This window comes from Microbacterium sp. LjRoot205 (assembly GCF_056175745.1).
Genome location: NZ_JBGFFH010000001.1, coordinates 770,405 through 796,016, shown reverse-complemented (window position 1 = coordinate 796,016; position 25,612 = coordinate 770,405). Strand labels below are relative to the sequence as shown.

At 69.7% G+C, this 25,612-nt stretch carries 18 protein-coding genes; 7 read left to right on the top strand and 11 right to left on the bottom strand.

Annotated elements, in window-relative coordinates; translation table 11 throughout:
- The first annotated feature begins 75 nt into the window (after window positions 1-75).
- The 7 genes from eccD (at window position 76) to AC04ME_RS03875 (ending at window position 6,511) form a co-directional block, all read left to right on the top strand.
- A complete protein-coding gene (gene eccD / locus AC04ME_RS03905; RefSeq protein WP_475433659.1) occupies window positions 76-1,407 on the top strand; it encodes a type VII secretion integral membrane protein EccD in 1,332 nt (443 codons plus the stop codon).
- Between the two features lie 3 nt (window positions 1,408-1,410).
- Window positions 1,411-2,763, top strand: a complete 1,353-nt coding sequence (gene eccB, locus AC04ME_RS03900; RefSeq protein ID WP_475433657.1) for a type VII secretion protein EccB — start codon at window positions 1,411-1,413, stop codon at window positions 2,761-2,763.
- Window positions 2,763-4,106, top strand: coding sequence for a S8 family serine peptidase (locus AC04ME_RS03895; protein ID WP_079112183.1), 1,344 nt, complete (start codon window positions 2,763-2,765; stop codon window positions 4,104-4,106). The genes eccB and AC04ME_RS03895 overlap by 1 nt, the downstream gene beginning before the upstream one ends.
- Before the next feature lie 92 nt (window positions 4,107-4,198).
- On the top strand, window positions 4,199-4,924 hold the full coding sequence (locus AC04ME_RS03890; protein ID WP_475433655.1) for a hypothetical protein: 726 nt from the start codon (window positions 4,199-4,201) through the stop codon (window positions 4,922-4,924).
- A 4-nt stretch (window positions 4,925-4,928) separates the two neighbouring features.
- On the top strand, window positions 4,929-5,252 hold the full coding sequence (locus AC04ME_RS03885) for a hypothetical protein (protein ID WP_042542232.1): 324 nt from the start codon (window positions 4,929-4,931) through the stop codon (window positions 5,250-5,252).
- Window positions 5,253-5,301: 49 nt separating this feature from the next.
- The gene (locus tag AC04ME_RS03880; protein WP_042542231.1) at window positions 5,302-6,015 is read left to right on the top strand and encodes a hypothetical protein; all 714 of its coding nucleotides are present in this window, start codon (window positions 5,302-5,304) and stop codon (window positions 6,013-6,015) included.
- 28 nt (window positions 6,016-6,043) lie between these two features.
- Window positions 6,044-6,511, top strand: coding sequence for a hypothetical protein (locus tag AC04ME_RS03875; protein ID WP_042542230.1), 468 nt, complete (start codon window positions 6,044-6,046; stop codon window positions 6,509-6,511).
- Window positions 6,512-6,537: 26 nt separating this feature from the next.
- On the opposite strand, the gene AC04ME_RS03870 is transcribed toward AC04ME_RS03875, so the two are convergent.
- From AC04ME_RS03870 to AC04ME_RS03820, 11 genes are all read right to left on the bottom strand, one after another.
- Window positions 6,538-7,278: a hypothetical protein gene (locus tag AC04ME_RS03870; RefSeq protein ID WP_475433654.1), complete on the bottom strand. Its 741-nt coding sequence runs from the start codon at window positions 7,276-7,278 to the stop codon at window positions 6,538-6,540.
- A complete protein-coding gene (locus AC04ME_RS03865; protein ID WP_056375511.1) occupies window positions 7,275-8,105 on the bottom strand; it encodes a PP2C family protein-serine/threonine phosphatase in 831 nt (276 codons plus the stop codon). Before AC04ME_RS03865 ends, AC04ME_RS03870 begins: the two co-directional genes overlap by 4 nt.
- A complete protein-coding gene (locus tag AC04ME_RS03860; RefSeq protein WP_475433653.1) occupies window positions 8,102-9,967 on the bottom strand; it encodes a DUF5684 domain-containing protein in 1,866 nt (621 codons plus the stop codon). Before AC04ME_RS03860 ends, AC04ME_RS03865 begins: the two co-directional genes overlap by 4 nt.
- Window positions 9,964-12,516, bottom strand: a complete 2,553-nt coding sequence (locus AC04ME_RS03855) for a transglutaminase domain-containing protein (protein ID WP_475433652.1) — start codon at window positions 12,514-12,516, stop codon at window positions 9,964-9,966. Before AC04ME_RS03855 ends, AC04ME_RS03860 begins: the two co-directional genes overlap by 4 nt.
- Window positions 12,513-13,883 carry a DUF58 domain-containing protein gene (locus AC04ME_RS03850; protein ID WP_042542225.1) on the bottom strand — a complete coding sequence of 457 codons (1,371 nt, stop codon included), beginning with the start codon at window positions 13,881-13,883 and terminating at the stop codon, window positions 12,513-12,515. Before AC04ME_RS03850 ends, AC04ME_RS03855 begins: the two co-directional genes overlap by 4 nt.
- Window positions 13,880-14,845: an AAA family ATPase gene (locus tag AC04ME_RS03845; protein WP_042542259.1), complete on the bottom strand. Its 966-nt coding sequence runs from the start codon at window positions 14,843-14,845 to the stop codon at window positions 13,880-13,882. The genes AC04ME_RS03850 and AC04ME_RS03845 overlap by 4 nt, the downstream gene beginning before the upstream one ends.
- Window positions 14,846-14,944: 99 nt before the next feature.
- Entirely contained in the window at window positions 14,945-20,935 is a 5,991-nt protein-coding gene (locus AC04ME_RS03840) for an Ig-like domain-containing protein (RefSeq protein WP_475433651.1), read from the bottom strand.
- Complete coding sequence (locus tag AC04ME_RS03835) at window positions 20,935-22,065, bottom strand: serine/threonine-protein kinase (RefSeq protein WP_228385641.1); 1,131 nt, start codon at window positions 22,063-22,065, stop codon at window positions 20,935-20,937. The genes AC04ME_RS03840 and AC04ME_RS03835 overlap by 1 nt, the downstream gene beginning before the upstream one ends.
- A 133-nt stretch (window positions 22,066-22,198) precedes the next feature.
- Window positions 22,199-22,765 (bottom strand): DNA-3-methyladenine glycosylase I, encoded by a 567-nt coding sequence (locus AC04ME_RS03830; protein WP_042542223.1) that lies wholly within the window; start codon window positions 22,763-22,765, stop codon window positions 22,199-22,201.
- 64 nt (window positions 22,766-22,829) lie between these two features.
- Entirely contained in the window at window positions 22,830-23,519 is a 690-nt protein-coding gene (locus tag AC04ME_RS03825) for a GntR family transcriptional regulator (RefSeq protein ID WP_052493029.1), read from the bottom strand.
- Between the two features lie 393 nt (window positions 23,520-23,912).
- Window positions 23,913-25,598, bottom strand: coding sequence for an HNH endonuclease signature motif containing protein (locus tag AC04ME_RS03820; RefSeq protein WP_475433650.1), 1,686 nt, complete (start codon window positions 25,596-25,598; stop codon window positions 23,913-23,915).
- Between the last annotated feature and the right edge of the window lie 14 nt (window positions 25,599-25,612).

Here is a 25,612-nt window from a genome sequence, read left to right as displayed (position 1 = left end):
CTAGGGTGAAAGGCGGAATGCGCAGCCACGGGTCTCCTCCCGCTCGGTTGCACACCATGGAGGGGGCATCGTTCCATGACTCAGAGCGCAACGGCAGGCACCGTGCTGCGGCTTTCCGTCGTCAGCGACGACCGCCGGCTTGACGTCGGCGTGCCATCGCAGATCCCGCTCGTCGAGATCATCCCCGGCTTCGCTCGGAGTCTCGGCGTGCTCGACCCGACGCTCACCCATGGCGGCTACTCGCTGCAGCGAGCCGACGGCACACCCCTCGACCCCGCACGCGGAGCCGCAGCGCAGGGCGTGCACGACGGGGAGCTGCTGACGCTCGTGCGGGGCGGCCTGATGCAGGAGCCGCGTGTGTACGACGACGTCGTCGAAGCGGTGATCGACGCCACGGCCGAGCAGCACGGCTCCTGGACGCCGGCAGACAGTTCGCGCACTGCCCTCTTCGTCAGCCTCACCTTCCTCGCCCTCTGCGCGCTCCTGCTCGTCGCGACCCCGCCCACCTCCCTTCTGCCCGCGATCATCGCGGCGTCGGGGGCGATCGTGCTCAGCGTCGCGGCCGCCGTGCTCATGCGCCTCCGTCAGCCCGAAGCCGGGCACGCGCTCGGACTCACCGCCGCGGCCTACGGCGGACTCGCGGGCTACCTCGCCGTTCCGGTGCAGAGCATCTGGGGCTGGCCGCTCGCCGCGATGGGACTGGGCCTCGTCATCGTCGGCGGCCTCGGCCTCGCCGTGACCCAGGAGAAGCCCGAGATCCATCTCGTGCCCATCGCACTCGGCGCCTCGATCGGCATCACCGCGACCACGGCCGCGATCTTCGGCGACGCGCTCGCGCCGTACGCGATCATGCTCGCGACCACCGCGCTGCTCGCGAACGGCATCCCGTGGCTCGCGCTCAGCTCCACGCGCATCCGGGTCATCTCGCCGCAGAGCGATGCCGACATGTTCGCGGCGCCGGAGCCGATCGACGCGGACGAGGTCAAGCGTCGCGCAGCGGCAGGGACGCGCACCCTGATCGCACTCCGTGCAGCGCTGGGCCTCGCGGCCCTGACAGCGACGCCGTTGGTCGCTGCGAGCGGCGTCTTCGGCGCCCTGCTGTGCGTGCTCGCGTTCGTCGGGATGATGTTCCAGTCTCGGCAGATCTACGCCCGCCTCGGCGTGCTCGTGCTGATGGCGATCGGCGCGATCGGGCTCGCCGTCACCGGTGTCACGGTGGCACTGGCCCTGCCCGACGTCCGCACCTGGATGCTCCTCATCCTCGTCGTCGCCACCGTGATCCTGGTCGGGCTCACGCTGCTGACCCCGAAGGCGCGTCTGCGGCTCACGAGGCTCGGCGACACGGTCGAGGTCATCGCCCTCGCGCTGCTGCTGCCGCTCGGCGTCACGACGGCCGGGCTCGTCTGACCCATGGCGACCAAGAAGGATCTGATCGAGGCCCAGGGCTTCAGCAGGCGACGACTGCTCTCGGCGTTCACCGGTGGAGCCCCCGGGGGCAAAGAGCTCGACCCCGCGAAGCCGCTGCGCGCGGTCGTCGCCGGAGTCGCGCTCACGATCGGCGTCATCCTCGTCGGGGTGTTCTGGGGGATCATGCAGCCTGGACTCCCGGGCGACTGGCAGAACAACCGTCTGATCGTCGCCACCGACACCGGGGCCCGCTACGTCTCGGTCGAGGGAACGCTGTACCCGGTGATCAACACGGCGAGCGCACGACTGCTGATCCCTGCCGGCGAGTTCAAGGTCGTGCGCACGGATCAGGCCGCACTCGACGGCATCCCGGTCGGCCCATCGATCGGCATCCTCGGCGCACCGGACGATCTGCCGGCCCCGAGCGCCCTGATCAACTCGTCGTGGACGGCCTGCATCGACGACACCGCGGGTGCGTCTGTCTCGCTGTCGAGCACGCCGATCGCCGAGATCTCCACCGGGACCGGCGCCGTCGTCCAGCGCGGCGACGAGCTGTTCGTGATCGCCGACGGTCTCCGATACGCCGTTCCGTCGGACGACGCCAACGCCGTGCTCCGCGCCGTCGGACTCGGCACCGCCGACATCCTCGAGGTCGACGGGCGTTGGCTCAACCTCTTCGAGTCGGGCGAGGATCTCGAGCCGATCAGTCTCAACGCGATGGGAGCTTCGGTTCCCGGCACCGATCTGACTGCGGGGACGATCGTGCACACGCAGGGCAGCCCCGCGGAGGAGCGCTATGTGGCGCTCGCGACCGGCGAGATCGCTCGCCTCAGCCCGCTCGCCTACCAGCTCTACCTTCTCGGCAGCGGGCAGGAGGCCGGCGCCGAGCAGGAGGTGTCTCCCGCGGAGATCGCAGACGTGGAGACACGTCCGTTCATCGGCGGTGAGGACTGGCCGACTCTCCCGCTGACGACGCTCGCTGCGGGCGAGACACCGTGCGCGATGGTCACCGATGATGCTCGCACCGTGCTCGGAGCGACCACGGCCGAGCTGCCGGAAGAGCGCTCCGGCGTCGACGTCTCGGTCGGCGGCGGCGCCCTCGTCGAAGTGAGCGGAGCGTCTGACGACGCGGCGGGCCTGGCCGTGCTCATCGACGAATCAGGCACCGCGTTCGCGATCCCCGGTGCCGCCGCGGAGCAGAGCGCGGAGGACGCGGCGAGCGGCCCCATCGCTCAGCTCGGCTACTCCCCCGACGACGTCGGGCGTGTGTCAGACGCGTGGATCGAGTTCTTCGCCGCCGGCCCTGCGCTGACCTCCGAAGCCGCCAGAGAGTCGCCCGGCTCAGGGACGAAGTGATGCGTCGACGCAGAACCGCCCTTCCCGCCCTCCTGGTGGGCGCGATCGCGCTCGGCGCCGTCTTGACGAGCGCGCCGGCATCGGCGGCCACACTCGGCTCGACCGTGCCCGCAGCCACTGCCGGAGAGGCCTGCACCCCGGGCACCAGGGTGTTCACACCCGAGGCCCCGCCGGCCCTCGCTCTGCTCGGCGCCGAAGACGCCAACCGCGTCGCCACAGGCAGAGGAGTCGTCGTCGCCGTCGTCGACTCGGGCATCGATGCGGGAAATCCGCATCTCGCCGGAGTCGTGATCGGCGGTGTGGATCTCGTCGGCGACGGCGAGCGCGCCGATGGTCTGAGTGACACCACCGGGCACGGCACCGCGATCGCCGGCCAGATCGCGGCACAGCCGGTCGACGGTTCCGGGGTCGTCGGGCTCGCGCCGGACGCCCGTCTGCTCTCGGTGCGGGTGTTCCGCAGCAACCAGCAGCAGGACAAGGACAAGGGCTTCGGACCGACGTCGCAGCGCATCGCGGACGGCATCCACTGGGCGGCCGACAACGGCGCCGACATCATCAACGTCTCGATCTCGCAGGAGACCGACTCCCCCGACCTCCGTGCGGCGGTGGAGCACGCGTCAGCCGTCGGAGCCCTGGTCGTGGCGAGCGGCGGCAACAGGGCATCGGACCCCGATGCGAAAGACGGCGCTCGCTACCCCGCAGGTTACGAGCAGGTGCTCGGAGTCAGCGCCGCCGACGCCAGCGGCCGCGCGAACGATGCATCGATCCATGGCCCGCAGGTCGGCGTGACGGCTCCCGGGATGAATGTGCTGAGCGCGGCGCTCGGCGGTGGAGACTGCATCTTCGCCGCCGACGCCCCCGCATCGAGTTTCGCGACCGGATACGCCAGCGCGGCCGCGGCTCTGGTGGCCGAGGCGCACCCCGAGGATCCACCGGCCGGATGGGCGTACCGGCTCACCGCCACGGCCCTGCGAGACGACGCCGACAACCGTGACGACGTCAACGGATGGGGATTCATCCAGCCGTTCGCGGCCATCGAGCTGCTCCCGGACGAGACGACGCGAGGGCCGGTGAGCCCCTACTTCGACACCAGCGAGAGCGCGGCGCGCCCGCCTGCCGCCGCCGTGAATCCCGACCACGGCGCATCGCCGTTCCTGCTCACACGGGAGGCCGCACTCTTCACGACCATCGGCGGAGCGACCCTGCTCGGTGTGCTCGGCATCCTCATCGTGCTGCGCCGCCGCAGAGAGCAGCCTGCCGTGGATCCGGTGGAGATCGAACGCGAGGGCGGGCTGCTCAACGTGCCCGGGCCGGGCTCCGCCGATACGGGCAGATCTCTCTGAACCGAGCGACGCGCTCGAGGCCCTAGGGCGGGGGCAGTCGGATCATGTACGGTGGGACCGTCGGACGACGCTCACCCGGGGGGGGAAACTGCATGGCTCACGACAACGACGCGATCTACGAGCTGCACGATCAGCTCATGAAGAAGACAGTCCAGATGCGCGAGGCACTCGAGCAGACCGGCTCCGAGACCGCCGAGGATCCGACCGGACAGGTCTCCGTCCGGTTCGACGATCCGTCGATCGAGATCACGATCGGCACCTTCTGGCGCGCATCCATCCGCCCAGAAGAGTTGTCCGGCGTCATTCTCGAGACCGTGAACACGGTGCTCCTCGCTCGTCTTCAAGCGTGGGGAGCCAGCTTCAGCGATGACGCTCCCGAGGTCGCGGCGCCGCCCGCGCCCTCGCCCGCCATCGCCGCGAACGAGATCAACGAGCTCGTGGAGTCTGCGGATGGCGACGTCTTCCACCGCAACGTCAATCGATTCATCGAGACATTCTCGAAGGAGTTGAACTCGACCCTGTCTCAGCTCAGCGAGCGCGCCGCTCAGGTGCACGGCGGCGAAGACAGCGGCGGCAACGCTCAGGTCGATCTCGACAGCAGGGGCACGATCGTGGGGCTCCGACTCGACGAGACCTGGCTGCGCACCGCCGACGGCCGAGACGTCACCGACGCGATCCGCTCCGCTCTCTCGAAGGCCCAGACCTCCGTCGCCGCGGCGACGCCGGCACTCCCCTTCGAGGGCACTCCGCTCGCGCAGTACGCCGAGGGAATGGCCGATCCGGTCGAGATGATCAGAATGCTGACAAGGGGAGGCTGAGACGATGCTCTCACCGGAAGAGATCAGGGTCGCATCCGAAGCTCTCAGCAGCGATGCGACGGTGTGGGATGGCGTCTCGGCGACGCTCTCGACAGCAGCATCCGCCACGGGATCGATGCGTTCCTCGGATGCGGCGTTCTGCTGGAAGGGTGACGAGCTCTACGCTCAGTACACCGAGATCGTCGACGCGGTATCGACATATCTTGCGGACGGATCGTCCGCAGCGGCTGACGGCGCTCAGGTCCTCCGCGAAGTACGCGACCTGTTCATCGCTCGCGAAGACGAGACGGTCAGCACGATCAACGGCGCATGGGACGTGCAGCTGTGAACCAAGTCCGAATGAACCTGCGGGTCGACCGCAACGTCTGGAGGCGTCAATGTCCATCCCTGTGAGTGGTTCGGGAACCCCCGATTGGGGTCAGCTGGTCGAAGACATCGAGCAGCGAATCGAAGAGGCACGGAACAACGTCAACAACCTTCTCTCGAACGTCTGGGATTGGCTGCAATGGGCGGCCGACCGCCTGTTGGACGCCTGGAACTGGCTCACCGAGCGTCTCGGCGAGTTCTGGGATGTCATCTCCGCCCCGTACGAGCGCCCCGGCTACCGTGAGCAGATCCGCGCCCTTGCCGGCACCTGGCGCTCGGACCTCGCCACGCCGCTCTCGAACGCGAAGGATCAGATCGATCCTTCCGCTCTGCAGACCGACGAGGAGTGGGGCGGGAAGGGCGCTGAGCGCTACGAGCAGACCACCGCCGCACAGCGGACGACTCTCTCGGACTTCGAATCCGCCATCGTGAACCCGGTGGCGGGCGGACTCGAGAAGCTGGCAGGCGGCCTCGACACCTTCACGACGCTGATGTGGACCACGCTGGGAACGCTGGTCGCCGGACTCATCTCCGGCATCGCCGCTCTCGCGACGCTGATCGCGGCACCCGCCGGGATCCTTGCGATGGTCGGCGCGCTCGCCGCGGCGCTGATCCAGATCGCCAGCGCCAACGTGCAGCTCGACAACGCCATCGACTCGGCCAAGAGCCAGATCGCGGGCGTCGCCGCGAAGGCGACCGGATGGCCCGACTTCGCAGCCAGCTGAGGCGAGCTGTTCCGCAGAGGAGAATCGCATGACGTCTTCCACGAGTTCTCCGCCTGACCGAGTTCGTCGTTCCGCGCGTCTGCGCGGTATCGTCGCGGCGATCCTGGTGGTCGTCAGTCTCATCGGCGTGCTGCTGACCCTCGACCTCTGGAAGGAGACAGCGGCGCCGGGGATGGTCTCACTCCCCAGCAACCTGCTGCTCAGCGCCGCGTTCCTCGTCGCCGCGGTTCGGGCCTTCGTTCTCGCTGCGAGAGGCGGGCACACAGAGATGAGCGCGGCGACGGACCGCCTGATCGCGCTGGTCGGGCTGGTGGTGGTCTTCGCGATGGTCTTCTCCGCCATCACCGCCGTGGGCTCCGACGGATGGGCCGTGCTTCTCGTCTATGCCGTGGTGCTCTCCGCTGCTCTCGAAACCCTCCTGATCCTCAATTGGAAGGCGCGCTCCCTCCAGGGCCCTCTGGCGGCCCAGCGGCCGGTGGGAGAGCCTCGGCGCTGAGCGATGCGCCCATCCGGGTGAGGGTGTCAGGCGAAGACGACGAAGCCCAGTGCCACCAGTCCGGCGACCGAGACGACACAGGCCGCTGCGAACGCGAAGAGGGTGGTCACGCTCCAGCGCAGTCCCTGCTTCGTGACCGAAGGCAGCTCCGGGTCCACCGCGCGGGTGGGCGCGGCGGCGCCGATCACCACGGGCGGCGCGGAAGGGCCCAGTGGCGCGGGACGCGGTCGGTAGATCGCCGGCTCCGGAGCATCGGTGGGCGCCTCGAACGAGACGGCTGCGGCACTGGGATCGGTGACGGGGGCGGGATCGACGACGGCGTCGCCCTCTTCGGGCCGTTCCGATCGCTTCCTGCGCACACGGCGCGGAGTCCGGGAGACGAGCACGGTCGGCTCATCGGGGAGCTCCTGCTCCTGTTCCCCGTCGCGAGCACCGTCCGGCACATCCGACCTCGAATCCGACCTCGACGGGCTCCGTTCGACGACGACGGTCGCCTCCTCGAGAGGATCGACTGGTTCCCCGAGAGGATCGACGGGTGCCCCGACCGCGATCGGATGGCGGTCGACGACGACGGTCGCCTCATCGACATCGTCCGGCGCCTCAGAATCGTCGGCCGCGGTGGAATCGTGGGTCTCCGCTGCGCCGTCCGCGACAGCCGCCTCCGATTCGCTCGGCGCTGCTGGCGAACCGACGACCACCCCGCCCCGGCGCCGATCGCGACGGGTGAGCATGACGGTCTCGTCGACCTCGGGCTCGTCGTCGGTCATCTGGCGCGGACCGGGATCGTCGTGCCCTCGAGGCTCGAGTCGGTGAGAGAGGCGGATGCGGCCTCGCGACCGGCCGTGCTGTCGTCCGGACGCGTGCGCGCTCCTCCCGAGACCACGTCGATCACGACGACCGACACGTTGTCGCGACCACCCGCTTTGAGCGCCCGGCTCACGAGAGCCGCAGCGGCCGACTCGGGTCTCCCGTTCATGGTCAGGGTGGCTCGGATCGCTTCGTCGCTCACCTCGCCGCTGAGGCCGTCTGAGCAGAGCAGCAGCCGCTCACCGTCGACCACCGGCAGCAGCCAGCTGTCGGCCGTGCTGTCCGGCGCCCCGATCGCCCTGGTGATGACGTTGCGCTGCGAGAACGACGAGAGGTCCTCTGCGCGGAGCTCACCGGCATCCACCAACTCCTGCCCCAGCGAATGATCGATCGTCAGCTGGGTCAGCTCGTTGGCGTGGTGCCGGTAGACGCGAGAGTCGCCGACGTTGAAGACGAGCCAGTGCGGTGCGCCTTCGTGGTCGACGAGTGCGACACCCGTCACCGTGGTGCCCGCCCCGCGCTTGTGCTCGGCGGAGATGTCGTCGACGACGGCCGAGGCTCGGCTCAGCGCGTCGCCGATGTCGGCGACCTCGATCACCGACCCGCGAAGAGGCTCGAACGCATCGACCACCGCGGCGCTCGCTCGGTCGCCGGCCTCATGCCCGCCCATGCCGTCTGCGACGAGGAAGACCGGGGATGCCACGAGCAAGGAGTCCTCGTTCGCGGCGCGTTTGAGCCCCGTGTCGGTCAAGGAGGCGACGTTCAGTACGACCGACGAGACGGTCACGAGTCGCGCTCCGCCATCACGTGCATTCCCACTTCGCCGAGGATGAACCGGCCGTTGCCGGTCACGCTCTCGCCCGGATCGAGCAGCGTCTCGGTGCCGTTCTCCTCGACCACGACGACGCCGTTCGTGGCGTGCAGATCGGTGAGGCGCCACTCGTCGTCGTGCACGACGAGGCGAGCGTGCGTCTTCGACAGCGTGCGGGTGGTGTCGGAGATCGCGAGCCGCTGCTCGCCCGGCTCGCCGATCGGGTTGCGTCCGATCACGACGCTCGCCCCCGACAACGAGAACTTGCGTCCGTCGTCGAGCACCAGCGAGCGACGCACACCGCGCCTGCGGGCGACGACGACCGTCGCGTCGAGGTCGTCGACGACGACCTCGTCCGTCGGGCGCGGGGTGACGACCGTCTTGTCGACATCCGCCGCGAGCCCACCCGACGGCATCCCCTGAGACTGTGGGGCAGGCACGGCAGGCGCATCAGGCGCATCAGCGGCGGGCGCGGGCGGCGCCTCTGCGACCGGGACGTCTGCGGCGGCAGGGGCATCTGCGGCGGATGACGGGACCGGACGGATCGTCGGCATCTGCGGTTGTTCGGCCGAGTGCCCGCCGTCGCGGAACGACGGCGGCGCGGGTCGGACCGCGCGTTGCGGTTCTCCGACGGGCCGCGCAGAAGGCGCGTGCTCTCCCGACGTCTCGAACGGGGCCGCAGGCGCGGATGCGGGTGCCGGAGACGCAGGCGCGGATGCGGGCGCCGGAGACGCAGGCGCGGATGCGGGCGCCGGAGACGCAGGCGGCTGCACCGCGATCTCCCCAGGGGCGGGTGCCGGAGACGCAGGGGGCTGCGGCGTGCCCGCGGCCCCGGGGTCGCCGCCCATTGCTGCCATGATCCCGGTGGTCGGGTGCGGATCGGCAGGAGTCGCAGGCGCAGGGGGCTGCGGTGCAGGTGCTGCCACAGGCGCAGGAGGCTGCGGTGCCGGAGGCTGCTGCCCGTAGGCGGGAGCGGGTGGCTGCTGCCCATAGGCAGGAGCGGGTGGCTGGGGCGGCGCGAACGACGCAGCGGGCGCACCGGCGGTCGGGGGCTGCCCGGCGACGGGAACGGGTGGCGCTCCGGGAACAGGCGGCGCTCCAGGAGCGGGCGCAGCCCCGGGAGCGGGCGCAGCCCCGGGAACAGGCGCAGCCCCGGGAACCGGCGGGGGCCCGACCGGCGACTGCGGTCTCTGCGGCGGCGCTCCCCACGCAGAGGGAGCGACGGCGTCGGCATCCGAGGGTGCGCCGGTCGCGACGGCGCCGGCGTGCGCGTCAGACGGCGCGTTCGCACGGGTCGGCGCGGCGTAGTCGGGGAACACGAGCGCGGGGGCATCCGGCTGACTCGGAGTGTGCGGAGCCAGCGACGGGATCGTGTACCCCGACGCATCCCTGGCAGGCGCGGCAGCGGGCTGCGCGGTGCGGCGAGGACCAGGCTGCAACGCGGCCAGTCGTTCGCCCTCGGGGTGCGGCGGGGTGCCCCAGGCGAGGATGGTCGCCCAGACCGGAGGCAGCAGGATGGCGAGCACCGTCATGCCGGCGCCCCTGCCGAACCTCCGATTGATGCGGTGGGTCGCGACGACCTTGAGGTAGATGCCGTACAGCTGCACGATCGGGATGAAGTAGAAGACCACCGACCACGCAGGAACTCCGCCTCGCGCCAGGATCTCGGCCTCGTTGAGGACGGGCACCCAGCCCTTCCACCCCTCTCCGTCGATGCGCGGGAACAGACGCGACAGCGCCAAGGCGTACCAGACGTAGACGGCGAGGCCGACGAGCACGCCGACACCTCCCACGATGGCGAGCATCGTCACGTAGCCGCTATCCACGGGTGCGATCATGAGTTCCCCTTCTTCCGGTCGCCGAACGACCCGGTGAATCCGAGCGTAGCGAGAGCGGGCCTGGCTCCGGCGTAACCTCCACCGCTCGCAGCCCGCATGCGTCCGATGAACGACGTCGGGCGCACACGCCTGACGATGCGGTGCCACCACTTGCCGGATGCTGCCAGCTCAGCCCGCTCGGCATCCACGATCGCCCAGGCGGCGCTCGCATCGTCGTTCGTCGGGGGATGCTCGGCGAAGACCGCGCGATCGACGAGCACCGCCAGGCGGTCAGCGGCCTCGCGGTCGGTCGACAGCGCACGCTGGGTTCGGGTGCCCTCGGCGTTCATCGCCACGTCGTGATCGGCGTACACGTCGACCAGCTCCTCCCAGGCTCCGGCCAGCCGCACCTCGGGGTCTTCCGCCGTGCGGCGGGTTCGGGCGCGCTGTCTCTTGGCGAACAACAGCACCAGGAACGGCAGAGCGAGCAGCGCGAGAGCGAGCAGGCTGAGTCCCACGGCCCTGAGGATCGGCAGCAGGAAGGCGAGCACCTCCGACTGCGGCGCCTCGAGCGGGGGTGCGTCGTTGTTCGAATCGCTCTGCGCCTGAGGCGGGTCGAGCGCCTCGGACCGCGGCTGCTCGGGCACGGTCGGGTGCTCCGGCAGCTGCTCGCCCTCGGTGATGGAGCTCGGCAGCATCGCGTACTGCGGCGTGGTGTCGACCGGCATCCACTCTCCACCGGACCCCCTGACCTCGACCCAGGCGCTCATGTTGGCGCCCGTGCAGGTCTCGGTGCAGGCCGGAATGCCCGGAACCTCTTCTGCCGCCGCGAGCCGTGCCCCGATCACGACTCGGGACTCGAGACCCCAGTGCTCGGCGAGCAGCGCAGCCGCCACCGAGAACTGCTCGTCGTCGCCGACGGCGGACACCAGCAGCTCGGGTGCGGCGTCAGACCCCGCCCTTCGCTCCTGCTCGACCATGTCGGTGAACAGCTCCTCGATGCGGGCGGCGGAGTGCCCCGCATAGCTCGGCGCGAACGCGTATCCCTCGGACTCCTCGAGCGAGGCGATCCACCCCGTCGCGGCGTCGTCGTCGATGAGCGCATGGCTGAGGTAGCCACGCGCTCGCAGACGATCGATGATCTCGAGGTATCCGGCTCCCGTGCGAGGCTGCTCCTGCATCTCGGCCCACTCGGTGAGCGCGGGATACAGGTCTGTGTCGAGGTTAGAGGCGGAGCCCTGAAGCGCGGCGACCTCGCCGGGGGCACCGGGAGCGTCCACGAGCACGGTGTAGCGGTCACCGGGGACGAGCCCTTCTCCGCCGCCCGGCGCCTCTGCCACGGTGATCGCGGTGTCGCCGCCGGAGTTCACATGGAAGCCGTCGGCGAGCGCATCCGCCCGCGCGCCGGTGAAGTCGGGCGCCTCGGCGAGACCCGCGGGCGACGGCACCCAGATGCCGCGGTACGCGTCGCCGATCGTGATCTCGAGCGACATGCGACCGGCGCCCGGCATCGCCGTGCGGGGCAATCTGCTGAACCGGTCCGCGGGTGCGATGTGGAAGTCCTCGCCGTCGTACGAGTCGAGGGTGACGAGCCGGAGGCGCTCGATCGCGCCGGGGTCGCCCTCCATCTTCACGACAGTGTCGTCGAGAGTGCTGCCGGCGAACCACGAGCGGTAGGCGCTGAGCGGGCTCGCCTGCTGCTGCACGACGACCATGGGCTCGACCTCGTCGCGCAGAACCGAGCGATCGCTCCACCCGGCCGCTGCGGGTGCGACCGCGAACCCGGCGACCAGGGCGACCACGGCGAGCCCCGCCGACAGCAGATGACGCCGGATGGTCAGCCACACAGGCGTCGCCCGACGCGAGATGTTCGCCGCGGCGACGGTGCGCAGCGCCTGCGCACGCTGCAGCCGCGAGCGACCGACCAGCCAGACGAGAGAGATCACGAAGAGCGCGACGCCGATCAGCCATTCCCGCGGCGCCGGAAGCGCCACGCCCAGCACAGAGACGGGAGCCGTCGTGCCGCTCACCCCGAAGGCGATGCCGAAGACGCTCATCGCGGTCACGACGGGAACCGCGATCGTGGCGCGACGACCGCCCTCGAGCACGAGCAGGGTCGCGATGAACGTGCCGAACAGCATCACGACGAGGAACGGGATCAGCACCGCCTGATACTCGCCGAGGGGCGGGTTCAGCGTCAGCATCTGCTTCCACCCGAGTGCGATCCCGAGCACGGCATCCCGGAGTCCGCCGAGGAAAGCAGGGATCGACGAGAGTGCCGACGGGATCGCGAGCGGAACCGAGACGACCAGATAGGTGCCGGCCGCCGCGAGAGAACCGATCAGCATGCCCCACCGGAGCACCCGCGTCAGCACGGCGACGGCCATGCCGAGCAGTCCGCCGATCAGGCCGACCGCCAGAGCGCGCGGGGCTTCGTAGACCGGCCACGCGGCCGCCGTCGCGAGGCCCACGCCGACCAGCACGTATCCGAGAGCCCAGACCGTCAGGGCCGAGAGCGCGAACGAGCGTCGCGACCCTGCGACGCCGCGCCGGGGGCCTGCCGCGCTCATCGCAGCGCTCCCCGAGCGAGCATCTGCGGAAGATCGCCCAGCGCGCCCAGGGTCATCACCGCGAGCTCGCGTGCCGTGCGCATCGTGGGCTGCTCGCCCAGCTCGCTGCGCACCGCGACAGCCTCGACCGCCGCCGGCAGCTTGACCGCGGCATGACGCAGTCGCTCGAGCGGCATGCGCGAGCCCGTCATCAGGAACCCGATCGACAGGTCGGGGTAGGACTGCGCGGTGAGCGCGGCGACCGCCTCGAGGCGCATCACGCGGTCGGCAGGGTCGATGGTCGACGTCGCGTCGAGCAGCGCCTTGGGCGTGACAGTGGGAAGTGTGCGGATCGACAGCACCTCGGCACGGCTGTGCTCGGGGATCTCGTTGCTCACCGAGAAGAGCACATCGCGGCCGTCGCGCACGCCCTGAAGCGCCAGGGATGCGGCAGCGCTGACCGTGTTCTCGAACTCGTCGTCGCTCTCGTACGACTCGGTGTCGAGGTCGAGGATGATCGCGATGCGGGCATGACGCGACTCCTCGTACTGGCGCACCATGAGCTTTCCGGTCTTCGCGGTCGACTTCCAGTGCACGTGCCGCTGCGAGTCACCCACCACGTATTCGCGCACCGCATGGAACGAGAGGTCGGCATCGACCAGTGTCGAGCTCGGTGTGCCCTCGAGATCGCGGATCAGACCCGCGCTCGTGCTGGGCAGAGGAACCGTGACAGGGTGCACATGGATGCGCTGGACGTCGGGCCACCGCAGCTCGCGTCGGAGGATGCCGATCGGGTCGCCTCGGGTGATGGTCATGGGTCCGACGTCGATGACACCGCGGCGGTGCGCGGCGATCGTGAGCTGCTCGCGGTGGTGGGCGGCGGGGCGCAGCAGTGGAACGTGTGCTTCGACCAGCCCCTCCCCCACGGGGACGTCGACGATACCCGGCAGCGAGAGGCGCTCGCTGTTGTTGCGCACATCGAGCGTCGCGCCGATCTCCGCCCCCGCGACCACGCGATCGCGGTCGAGCGTCAGCTCGATGCGATAGTCGTGGGTCCCCAGGATGAAGGGGACGCACGCGATCAGCAGCACGAGCGCGATCGCAGCCACCGCCCATGCCTCGACCCACCCGAAGAGCAGTCCGGCGGCGATGCAGAGCACGAGCGCCACGACGACCAGCATCCCGGCCGACGTGACCGTCTCGCGCACCCACGCGACAGCCGTGCGGGCCGCGCGACGCGTCGTGCGAGCGGCACGACGGACACCGAAGACGGCGCCGCGGACGGGCCCTCGTCGTGTGCGGTCGTATCGCGTGACCGTCGACGTACGCGTCGACGTGCTGGTGCCCGCCGTGGTGCGCGTCAGACGGGACTCGGTGCTGAAGCTCACGCAGTGCCGTTCTCGCGCGGCGGCTCGACGTCGAGCAGGATCTGCCCCACCACGGCGACCGCGGTGACGCCGTCGAATTCGGCCTCCGGTTCGAGCACGAGGCGGTGGGCGAGTGCCACGACCGCGAGCTCTCGGACGTCGTCGGGGGTGGCGAACGTGCGGCCGTTCTTCGCCGCCCACGTCATCACGAGGCGCGAGAGCGCGATCGCACCTCGCACGCTGGCGCCGAGGCGCACCTCGGAGGCGCGACGCGTCGCATCGACGATGCGCATGATGTAGTCGGACACCAGCGGATTCACATACACGCCGCGCGTCATCTCGGCCATCGTGAGGATGGTGTCGGTGCCGACGATGCCGTCGAGCACATGCTTCGGCTGTGCGGCGCCCTGGAGGATGCGCATGGTCGCGGCCTCGTCGGGGTAGCCGATCGACGTCTTGATCATGAAGCGGTCGAGCTGCGCCTCAGGCAGGCGGTAGGTGCCGCCCTGCTCGATCGGGTTCTGCGTCGCCATGACGAGGAAGGGCGAAGGAACAGGACGCGTGACACCGTCGACCGTGACCGTGCCCTCTTCCATGACCTCCAGCAGCGCCGACTGCGTCTTCGGGCTCGCCCGGTTGATCTCGTCCGCGAGCACGATGTTCGCGAAGACGGGGCCGGCGTGGAACTCGAACGCCCCTTCCTTCTGGTCGTAGACGGTGATGCCTGTCACATCGCCCGGAAGCAGGTCGGGGGTGAACTGGATGCGCGTGCTCGTGCCCGTGACGGTCTGGGCGATGGCTCGGGCGAGAGCGGTCTTGCCGGTGCCGGGGAAGTCCTCGAGCAGCACATGCCCGCCGCTGACGGCCGCGGCGAGCGCCAGCTCGATGACATGCCGCTTGCCGAGGATCGCCTGTTCGACGTTGGCGGCGAGGATCGAGAACGTCTCCGCGAACCAGGAGGCCTGTTCGGGAGCGATGGTCACGGGAGCGACGGAGGGAGCAGGCATAGGGCAACCGTATTCGTCTCGGGCACCTGCGCGGTGCAGGGCGGTGGGGTGTAGGGAGTCGTCATCTGAGCGCGCTCATCCCTCGGGGTCGGCCGGTTCGGCAGGGCCTGACGGGACGGGGGCAGGCGGGTCGACCGGATCCGGCTGCGTGCACAGCGGCGCGCGGTGCGTGATCGACTTGAGCGGAGCGTAGGCCCCCGTCCAGGTGATCCTCGCGTCGATCACGGAGGTCCCGTCGACGATGTTCGGGGTGAGGATGGTCGAGTACGAACCGCGCGCAGCGCGGCTGACGACGAACAGGTCACCAGGGTTCGCCGGTACGCACTCCTGGAACTGCACGACCACCACCGTAGGCACGGTCCTCGCGGTGATCTCGATCGGATCGGAGCAGTAGGTGGTCAGCACCGAGTGGCAGGAGCGCGCGACGACCGGCAGCGGCGAAGCATCGGGGCTCAGCTCGAAGTTCTCGAACCACGATCCGTACAGGTTGTACCGCGCGATGAAGCCGTCTCGCGCACCGATCTCGGGCGGCGACTCCAGGCCATAGGAATAGCGGTTGCCCTCGACCGAGGGCTGGGTCGCGACCGTGTAGTTGGTCTTGCCCTTCGGACCCTCGACGAAAGTGAAGGTGAAGACCTGCGTGGTGTTCGACTCGGACACGCCGAACCCGTTCGAGGCACAGGCCTTGACGTTATAAGTGGAGTATTCGGCGAGTCCGGTCAACGCGGGAGAGGACGACTGCGCCTCCGCGCCCGAGATCCGCAGCCGCCCGTTTCCGTCGGCGCTGCAGCTCGCATCGCCCGAGCGCCACGCAAGGTAGACGACGTCGATTCCGAGGGCGCTGCCGTTGGGCTGCGCAGCGACGCCGGAGACATCGATCGACGTGTTGGAGGTCGCTTTCGCCTGCGTGCCCGCGGGGTCGAAGTAGACGGTTCCCGCGGCCGTGACCGACGTGCGGAAGGCGCCGCCCTCATTGCCGCCGTCGCCCGTCGGCGGCTGGAACTGGCTGATCGGCACGATCGTGATGTTCTGCGGGCCGGGAGACAGCGCGATCTCGGCCGAGGTCGTCGCGCCGGTGCGGTTGATGACCTGGCCGGTCTCCTCGATGCGGAAGGACAGCGAGTCGTCCGACGCGGCGATCGCGAGTTCGACGATGCCGCGTCCGCGTTCGGTGCCGTCGGGGCGGTAGACGGGCGTGGCGGTCGCGTTCGACACCTCAGGGGCGGCATACGCCCAGCTGGTGTGCGGTGACGTGGCCGCTGAGGTTCCGACCGCGTTGACGGCCGCTGCGGTGAAGACATGCGGCGCTCCGTTGACGAGCCCGTTCACCGTACAGCGGTAGACGCCTCCCGCCGGGCTGCATGACGCGTTCGCCGGGGAGCCGTCCTGCAGGATCGTCACACCGGTGACGCCGGGGTGCGCGCGCCCCGCTTCGCCGAGCGGCACGTCGAGCACCACGGTCGAGCGGGTGAATCCGACGGTCGTCACGCTGGCGGGCGCTTGCGGGAAGCCCTGCAGGTCGAGGGTGAGGGTTCCGGTGCCGGTGCGTCCCTGCGCATCCGACACGATGAACGGGATGATGCACTGGCCCCCGGGCGCCTGCCCTCCGCCGGGCCAGGTCGCAGTGATCGACGTGCTTCCCGAGGTCGAGACCGATGCGACATCGCACCGCGAGCCCCCGCCGAGCGACATCAGTCGGAGCCCGGATCCGGGCTTGCCCGCGAACGGGTCGTACTCCCCCGCGACGTCGACGACATCGATCGTGCAGCTCGGGTTCGTGACGATGCACTGCGTCGTGAAGGTCGCGCCCCGCGGCGCATCGGGCGGCGCCGCGCCGACGACCAGGCGGACGGATGCCGACGGCTCACCGTACTGCGGCACGGTGACGCTCACGTTCTCGGTGTTGCCCGGTCTGGCGTCCGCTCGCGCTTCGATGGTCAGTTGAGAACCGGTGCGCGTGACGATGAAGGCCGATCCCGAATACACGATCCGGTACTCGAGCGATCCGGCGTCCCCCTCGCGGCCGCCCTCCCAGGCGGCCATGTTCGAGTACATGTCGACCGTCTCGGTGGTTCCGGGAGCGATCGTGTGCGAGATCGACGACAGCAGCAGCTGAGGCTCCGCAGGACGGATGCTGATCGGCACATCGATGAACGACCAGCGCTCCTGCCCCTGCAGCCGCACCTGAACGAGGCAGGTGTCGGACCAGGGCGCTTCCCGGCCGGCTCGGTAGGTCACCTCGCCCGAGCCCTCGGCTGAGCACGACGCCGCCGCGCGCTGGGCGCTGAACTGGCCGGAGCCCACCTCGACGGCATCCGAGGCGATCAGGTCGACATAGTCGGCCGCATCGAACGAGACAGACGCGTCCTCGTCGACCACGACGGGGGTGGTGCCGGGCTTCAGCTGCACCTGCATGTCGTCGAAGGCGGGAATGCGCAGGAACCCGTAGGCGACCACGTCTCTGCCTCCCGACCCCTTGCCCTTGAGCTGGAACGGCACCAGCGCGCCGTCTTCCGGCGCTGCGCCCACGATGCGGTCGCCCTGCACCGTGAATCCGGGCTGGTCACCCCACAGACTCAGCGTGAGCGAGGAGGCATCGCCCGACGGCCAGCTCACACGGTCGGTCACGACGTCGATCCCCCGCTCCGGGAGGTCTTCCCGGTCGCGCGCGGTGAGCACGGTGTCGGCGACGCTCGGCTGATCGGCGACCGCGCCGTCGGTCACGGTGACCACGATGAGCCCCTGCGACGTGCTCGACGTGCGCGAGGACTTGACGGTGTAGAAGTAGGAGTTCGTGCCTGCCGTGTCTCCCGCACGGAGAACGACGCGGCCGTCTTCGAGAGAGGTGTCCGAGTCGATCAGCGCATTCAGGCGGTCGTACAGCGGGTTGCCCTTGACCGGAGGCGCGTTGGGCACGAGTTCGGTGATCTCGAGCTCGCTCTGCGCCGGGTCGAGGTCGTTGAGACGCGGGTCCAGCACGATCGGAGTGGTCGATCCTGCCTCGACCCGCACGTAGTCGCTGAAGGTCACGGGAGCCGCGTCGTCGATGTCGGCGTCGAGCACGCCGACGCGGACCACGCCTGTCCCCTGCTCGCCCTGAGGGTCGCGCACCGTGTAGCGGAACGTCACCTGACCGCCGTCGACGCCGGCCGCCGGTGCCCGGTAGACGATCGCGTCTCCGTCGGCCGAGATCGTCGCCGTGCCATAGCCCTTCTGGGGCTGGTCGATGCCCGCGAGGACCACGCGGTCGCCGTCGCTGTCCATGCCGGTCGCAGGCACCGGCAGCGACACCGTCTGACCGCTGAGGACCCGACCCGTCAGTGTCGAGGGTGTCGGCGCGCGGTTCGTGCCCGGAGGAACGACCGTGACCGTCACGACGCCGTTGTCGGAGAGAGCAGGATTGCGCTCGAGCGACACCGAGTACGTGAGGCGGTAGGTGCCCGGCGTCGTGGGTGCGAGGTATCGCAGCGCGTTGCGATCGGCGAAGACGAGCTCTCCGGACTCACCTGAGCCGGTCACCTCGGGGAGCACGACCAGGGGTTCACCGCGCGGGGCCACGTCGTTCGCCGCGACGTTGATGCGCGTGAGTGAACCGGCACGGACGGTGATCGCATCGGGGAACACGATCGGCCGGGTGACGGTCGACGGCGGAGTGAGGAAGACCGTGACCGTTCCCTGCACCGCGGCTCCGGTTCCGTCGGCGACCGTCACGGTGGCCTTGCCGATCACTCCGGGCTCGCCGTCCTCCGTGGTGCCGTTGACGCGGATGCTCTCGTTGCCGACCACACGCACGCCGAGCTGCGGCGTCGAGCTCACGGCATCTGCCAGCATGAGCACTCGCCCACTGGTGTTCTGCACGGCACGGAGCACATCGACGGTCGTGTCCTCGCCTTCGCGCACGAACGCGGTCAGAGGTGCCATCGCGAGGCCTGCGGATCCGTCGACGGCCGTGATGCGGATGACCGCCGACTGCTCCGCCTGGGTCGAGACGTCCTGGGCGGTGTAGGTCACGACGTACTGACCGGGTTCGGCCACCGTCATCTCGACGGTGCCCGACGCCGCGTTGGGGTTGACCTCGAGGCCCTGAGCGGACGCGGCGGTCTGCACGGCGTCGACCAGACGGTACGAGCCGGATCCTCCGGACAGGTGGTCGGAGATGCGGACCGACTGCAGCTCTCCGACACGGGCGGTCAGCGCCACGGGCGAGGCGACCAGGGCCGGGCTGCCGGTGACCTGGACATCGAGGGTCTTCTCGCCCGTCGCACCGTGCACATCCTCGACGACGACGGTGACCGAGATCACCGCATCGGCGGCGTTGGGGTCGGTGTGGCGGATGGCCACCCGTCCGTCTGCCATGGGCACGACCATGACGGGCGACGAGGAGTCGGTCTCGTAGGCATCGCTGAGCACGAACGGGTCGCCCTCGGGGTCGACCCAGCCCGACAGCGCAGAGACGACGGTGCTGCCACCGGGAAGGAGCTGCGGTGTCGGCCACTCCTGCTGGCACGCGTCGACCCCGCACCACACGGGCGCGGAGTTGGCGTCCTCGTCGACGACGGTCAGCGTCACTGTCGCCGGCGACGACACGGCGGCACCGTCGGTGACCGCATAGGTGAAGCTGGCCTGCCCCGAACCCGCCGTGACATTGACGACGAGCGACTGCCCGTTGGCGACGAGAGTCAGGTCGCCGAACGCGGGATCGCCGAGTCCGCCCGACACCGAGTCGGGGTCGATCGACAGCACGTCCTTCTTGTTCGGATCGTGGTCGTTGAGCAGCACCGGCAGGATCACCTGTTCACCCGCGCGCACGCCGAACGCGTCGTCGACGGCGACGGGCGGCATCTGCTCGGCCACGTCCTCGACGATGATCGTGCCCTCCTGCTGCTCGGTATCGTCTTCGATCGCCCACTGCTCGAGCGGGATGAGGACGCCGTCGGGGGCCGTCCAGATGAGTCCGGTGCCGATCTCGCTCAGCACCGCGCGATCGCCGTTCTCCTGGAACACCGGTTCGATCGTCGACGAGTCGAGGGCCTCGTCCGGAACGCGCAGCGGAACGGTCTCGCCATCCGCCCACAGGGTTCCCGCACCGGTGTCGAGCCAGGCCGCGTAGGTCTCGCCTGCCACGACGACCGGAGTGGCCGGGACGCCCGACGCCTCCGCGACGCGCTCGGGCTCACCCGAGGCGAGGTCGACCGACACGAGGCCGTCGGAGTCGGCGATCACCACGACCTCGCCGGAGTCGGCGCCCTCCTGCAGGCGCGCATCTTCGGCGACATCGAGCTCGATCGGCTCGTCGCGCCCCTGGAGCCACAGCTCGCCGGTGCCCGTCTGGAGCATCGCCCAGCGGTCTCCCACGACCGTGACGGTCAGACCCTCGGCGGCATCCGGAGCTGCGGAGACGGACTCGGGATCGCCGAGGAAGCTGTGCTCGTCGATGTCGAACCGCCGGATCGCGCCCTCGTCCGAGGAATAGAGCACCAGCAGTCCTTCGGGCGACAGTCCGATCGCATCCGCCGTGTATGTCGGAGGATCTTCGCCCTCTTCGACCTCGACGCCCGCGAACGGGTCGACGAGAGCGGTGGCCGCGCCGGCGTCGAGCGTGGTCACCGACACCTGACCGGTGTCGGTGCGATAGGCCACGTAGGCCCCGGCGGAGAGGATCTCCCGCGTGCCCGCCGGCGTCGGCTCGGAAGCGATCGGCGTGCCCTCCTCCGACGAGTCGGAGAGCAGATCGGCGGGGCTCGCAGGGTCGACGTCCCACCGCTGCCTGTTGCCCTGCGCATAGACCACGGCCGCGGAGCCGTTCTGCCAGACCGCCTCCGGGTCGTCGACGTTGCGCACTGTGTCGATCTCGGCGAGCTCGGTGTTGACGCGTGCGTACTGACCGCTGTCGCGCATGACCCAGACCGACGACTCGAGCCGGGGCACCTCCTGCGACTGGTAGCCCTGCGCGGTGATGGCGAGGGTGAGCACCACCGCCAGAGCGGCGATGCCGGAGATCGCCGTGATCAGGCGTCCCCGCGATCGGGGGTTCGCCTCCGCACGCGCGCGATCGCCGATCGCCATCACAGAACCCCGGTGAGGTGGAGGGCGCCGAGACCGACTGCGGCGAGCACAGCGGCTCCGATCAGCGCGCCGATGACACCGGCGACGAGTGGGGAGCGGGTCTTCGCACGCGCTGCGGGCAGGTCGTCGCGATCGCGCGGCATCGCCTGCTGCCGTGCGGCACGCTCGGCACGTCGCGAGTCGGGTGCGACCGTCGTGATCACCGGGCCACGGGCCGTGGCGTCCGAGAAGCTGACGGGAGCCGCGGCGGCCCACTCGGCGGATGCCGCCTCGAACGCCGTCGGGTGCAGTCCGAGCTCGTACTGCGCCCAGCGGAGTCGTTCGGCGAAGTCGGCCATGCTCGCGAACCTCTTGGCGGGATCACGGTGCATCGCGGTCGCGAAGATCTCGTCGATGATCGGGGGGATGCCGTCGACGGGCACCGCCGTGTAACGCGCCTTGATGATCCGATCGGTGAGCTGATCGCGTGAATTGGAGCCGCGGTCCGCCCTCTCGAACGGGCTCCTTCCGGCGAGCAGCGTGTACAGGGTGGCGCCGAGGCTCCAGATCTCGCTCGGCACCGACCCGGAGACGCGCTCCTGCAGCACTTCGGGCGAGCTCCACGGCACCGACATCGCGATCGTCTCTCCGTCGCCCTCGTCGATCACGGCTGCGGCGATGCCGAAGTCGGCGAGCACGGGAGCCCCGAGGGAGTTGATGAGCACGTTCGACGGCTTGATGTCGCGATGCAGGAGCCCCGCCCGGTGCACCGTCTCGAGCGCACCGGCGATACGCACCCCGGTGTCGAGCACGTCCGCGAGCGCCAATGGCGCCTTCTTGTAGCGAGCGCTCATGGTGTCGGGGCAGTACTCCATGGCGAAGTACGGACGGCCGTCGGCAGAGATCGACGCCTGATAGATCGTCACGATCGAGGGGTGTGCGCTGAGCCTCGCGGAGATGTCGGCCTCGACGTTGAAGGTGCGCAGCACCTCGCGGTTCACCGCATCCGCCAGCAGCACCTTCACAGCGGCGACGCGACGCGGCATGTCCTGTTCATACAGGAAGACGTCGGCGAACCCACCGGAGCCCAGCGGGCGCACATAGCTGTACCCCGCCAGCGTCGGCGGTGTCGATGCCATGCGCGTGGCCACCCATGCTCCTCACGGTCGGATGGGAGACCGCGCTCTGCATTCGCCCTGCGCGCTGCGCTGGACGATCCCCCCGATCAACGAGTATATCGAGGGCATGGATGATCTCGAAGGCGGTCTGGGCCGATGCTGCTGGTCAGGCGCGCCAGCATCCCACCACGTGGTCGTCGACCATGCCGGCCGACTGCATCAGGGCGTACATGGTGGTCGGACCGACGAACCTGAAGCCTCGACGGCGCAGCTCTTTGCTCATCGCCGTCGACTCCGGCGTCACCGCCGGAACATCTGCGAAGGACGCGGGGCGGATGCCGGGCGCCGGCGCGAACGACCACATCAGCTCATCGAGCTCGCCCTCTGCCATCGAGCGGACGATACGCGCGTTGCCGATCGTGGCCTCGATCTTCGCCCGATTGCGGATGATCCCCGCATCCGCCATGAGGCGCTCCACGTCGGACTCATCGAACTCGGCGACCAGCTCAGGGACGAATCCGGCGAAGACCTCGCGGAATCGGGGGCGCTTGCGGAGGATGGTGATCCACGAGAGCCCCGCCTGGAAACCCTCGAGCGCCATCTTCTCGAACAGCGCCCGATCCCCATGCAGGGGCGTGCCCCACTCTTCGTCGTGATACCGGCGGTATTCCGGGTCGTCGCCAACCCAGCCGCATCGCTCGCGTCGGTCGGGGCCGGCGATCAGTGACGTCATGTGTCCACGCTAGCCGTCGCCACGGACACCCGGGACGGATCGCTGCGCCGGCGCTCGCATGCCCTCAGAAGAAGATGTCCGGGGTCTGGGGTTGCGGCTGAGCGGCGGTTCGCGCGGTTCCGGATCCGAGCGCGTCGATGAAGGATGCCGAGAACGCGTCGAGTGCTTCAAGGGCCGCGACGGGCTCCTGTCGCTCGATGGCGTCGAGGGCGCCCGAAAGGAGGTCGCGGCGCGAAGTGCGATCCGCGTCGAGGTCCACGCCGTGACGACTCGCGGTCTGCGAGTCCACGAACAGCCGGAGGGGGTCGATGTGATCGCGGACGATCCTCGTGCCGAGGCGGCCGAGTTCCCGCGAGATGAGGTGTTCGGCGAGTTCGAGGTATCCGAGCAGTTCACAGGCGCCTTCGGCGAACCGAGGAGCCTGTTCGCGCATCGGCACGGGCGGGCCGCTGCACGTCTTCTCGACGATCAGGCGACCGACGACGTGAGCGCGCTCGACCATGTCGACGGACGACCATTCTGCGACGCGGGTCCCTGCGCTCGGCGACACCTGCACGAATCGCATGTCGACCAGTCTCTGCAGAGCCTCGCGCACCGGGGTGCGCGACACAGCCCAGGCATGGGCGAGCAGGTCGAGACGCAGCCGCTGCCCGGGAGGAAGACGGCCGCTCACGATCTCGGCGAGCAGTCGCTCGTAGGCGAGACCGCTGAGAAGCTGCGGCCTCAGCTGTTCCTCGAGGGAGCCCGTGGGCATGGTCTTGCCTTTCTCATGGTGCCGAACACCGGTGGGGGGGATCGTGCCGGATGCGCTGTGACAGTCACCAGCCAACCCGCCGGGCTCGGCTCTAGGACACCTTGTGACGTCAGATACGAATGTGGAGAGCCGACAACCAGTGGTCGCTGTGCGGCGATCAGTGCTCGGTGTTCGGTGCTCGGTGTTCGGTGTTCGGTGTTCGGTGCTCGGTGCTCGGTATTGGGTGCCACGCAGTGGTGACAGCCACGTGATGATGAGTGTCACGCGAGGGAGGGCGTCACGCGAGGGAGGGTGTCACGTGAGGGAGGGTGTCACGTGACGGCGCGCGTCAACCGATGGGTTCCGGGCTCGTGTTCTACCGCTTCTACTCGAAGTTCATCGAGCGAAACGCGCTCAGATGCGAAGTGAGGTGCGGCGCACTCGAGCGGGTGACGGCAGGCTGAGTCGTGGGGTGCGCCACTGCTGGGCGGGATCCCACCATGCCGGTCCGCGCACTTGCGGGAGGCCGTCGTTCATGCGGATCTCCCACCCCGAGGTGCCGAGGGAGCGGTGGTGCCACCAGCACAACGGCACACCGTTATCGGTGTGCGTGGGGCCGCCCCTGGCGTGCTCGGTGACGTGGTGGATCTCGCACCATGAGGCGGGGACGTGGCATCCGGGGATCAGGCACTCTTTATCGCGGGCGATGATCGCCCGCCGTTGACGCACGGTGAAGATCCGATCCGTGGTCGTGATCCCGATGATCCGCCCCTCGTCCATGAGCACGCGCTGAATCGCTCCGCTGCACGCGACCTGCGCCGCGACGGAGACGGGAACATGAGCACCGGATCCGGGGATCGTCGCCCACCCACCATTGCCGCGCGCCCCGGCCGCAGCACCGGCACCTCCGAAGGTAGCGCCTCTGAAGGCGGCACCTCCGAAGGCAGCACCGGTGGCAGCGCCTCCGAACACAGCACCGGTGGCCTGAGTGGCGTGGGTGGCGAGGTCGTTGGCGTCGACGGTGACGACGACGACCGGTGATGCACCGCCGAGGGTGGGCATGTCCTTGTGCCGCGCCGCGATCCCGAGCGCTGCGGTCAGGGCGTCGTGGCGTTTCTGCGCCGCGGTGCGGTCATCGAGCACAGACCGCGGGTCGGAGTTGAACGGATCGGTCTCCTCCGGATCGCGCCCCCTCTCGGCGTCAGCGTCGACGCAAGAACCGGCACCAGCACCAGCACCAGCAGGAGAAGAGTCGGTGTCCCAAGAATCGGTGTCGGCATCGGTGCCCCCGGTCGGGGCGAAGAACACCCCCGGCATCGGCGGCCCGTCGCCCTTCGGGTTGAGGATCGCGTCCAAGATGAGCTGCAACTGAGCCGCGGCGTCCGGGGTCAGGTAGCCGCGGATCGCATGCATCCCATCCTTCACCCGGCCGATCGTGATCCCCCGACGACGCCGCGCGTCCTCGTCTTTCGGTTCCTCACCATCCGGATCGAACATCGACGCGAGATCCTCCGCCAGAGCCTTCAGATCCTGCGCCGTCGGAGACGGACCCGCCGCATGCTCCTCCACGTCCGGGTCGTCCCCGGTCGAGTCGTCGTCGGGTGCCGTGTCGAGGCCGTGACCGCGGGCGCACCCCGCCAACGCGACATCCGCCGCCAACCGCTGATCGACCGTGAGCCGATCCCACACCTTCTCGATCGGACCCGTCGCCGCCAGAAACCCCGCGACCCCGACCACCCCGTCCAGCAGGGCGAGCCGCATCTCCGCCCACCGTGCCGGCATCCTCTCCCCCGCCAGACTCATCGGCCGCCGCACCAGATCGACGACCCTGTCGACCCGGGTCGCACCCCGCACATCCACACCGACCGTCCGCTGCAACAGCTCATTCAGCCCCCGGCAGCCCGCCGAATGCGGAAAGTCGCCCGGATCCCCCGTCGCGATCGTCTCCACGATCACCGCCTCGGCACGCCGGAACGCCGCCCCCGCACCCTGCAACACCGCGACCCGGTCCGCATCCGACAACCCCGCCAGCCCGTCGTCGGACAGCACCGCGTCGAGGTCGGCGACGACCCGATCCAGAAGCTCCGCAGTGCTGTTCATACCCCCAGTCAACC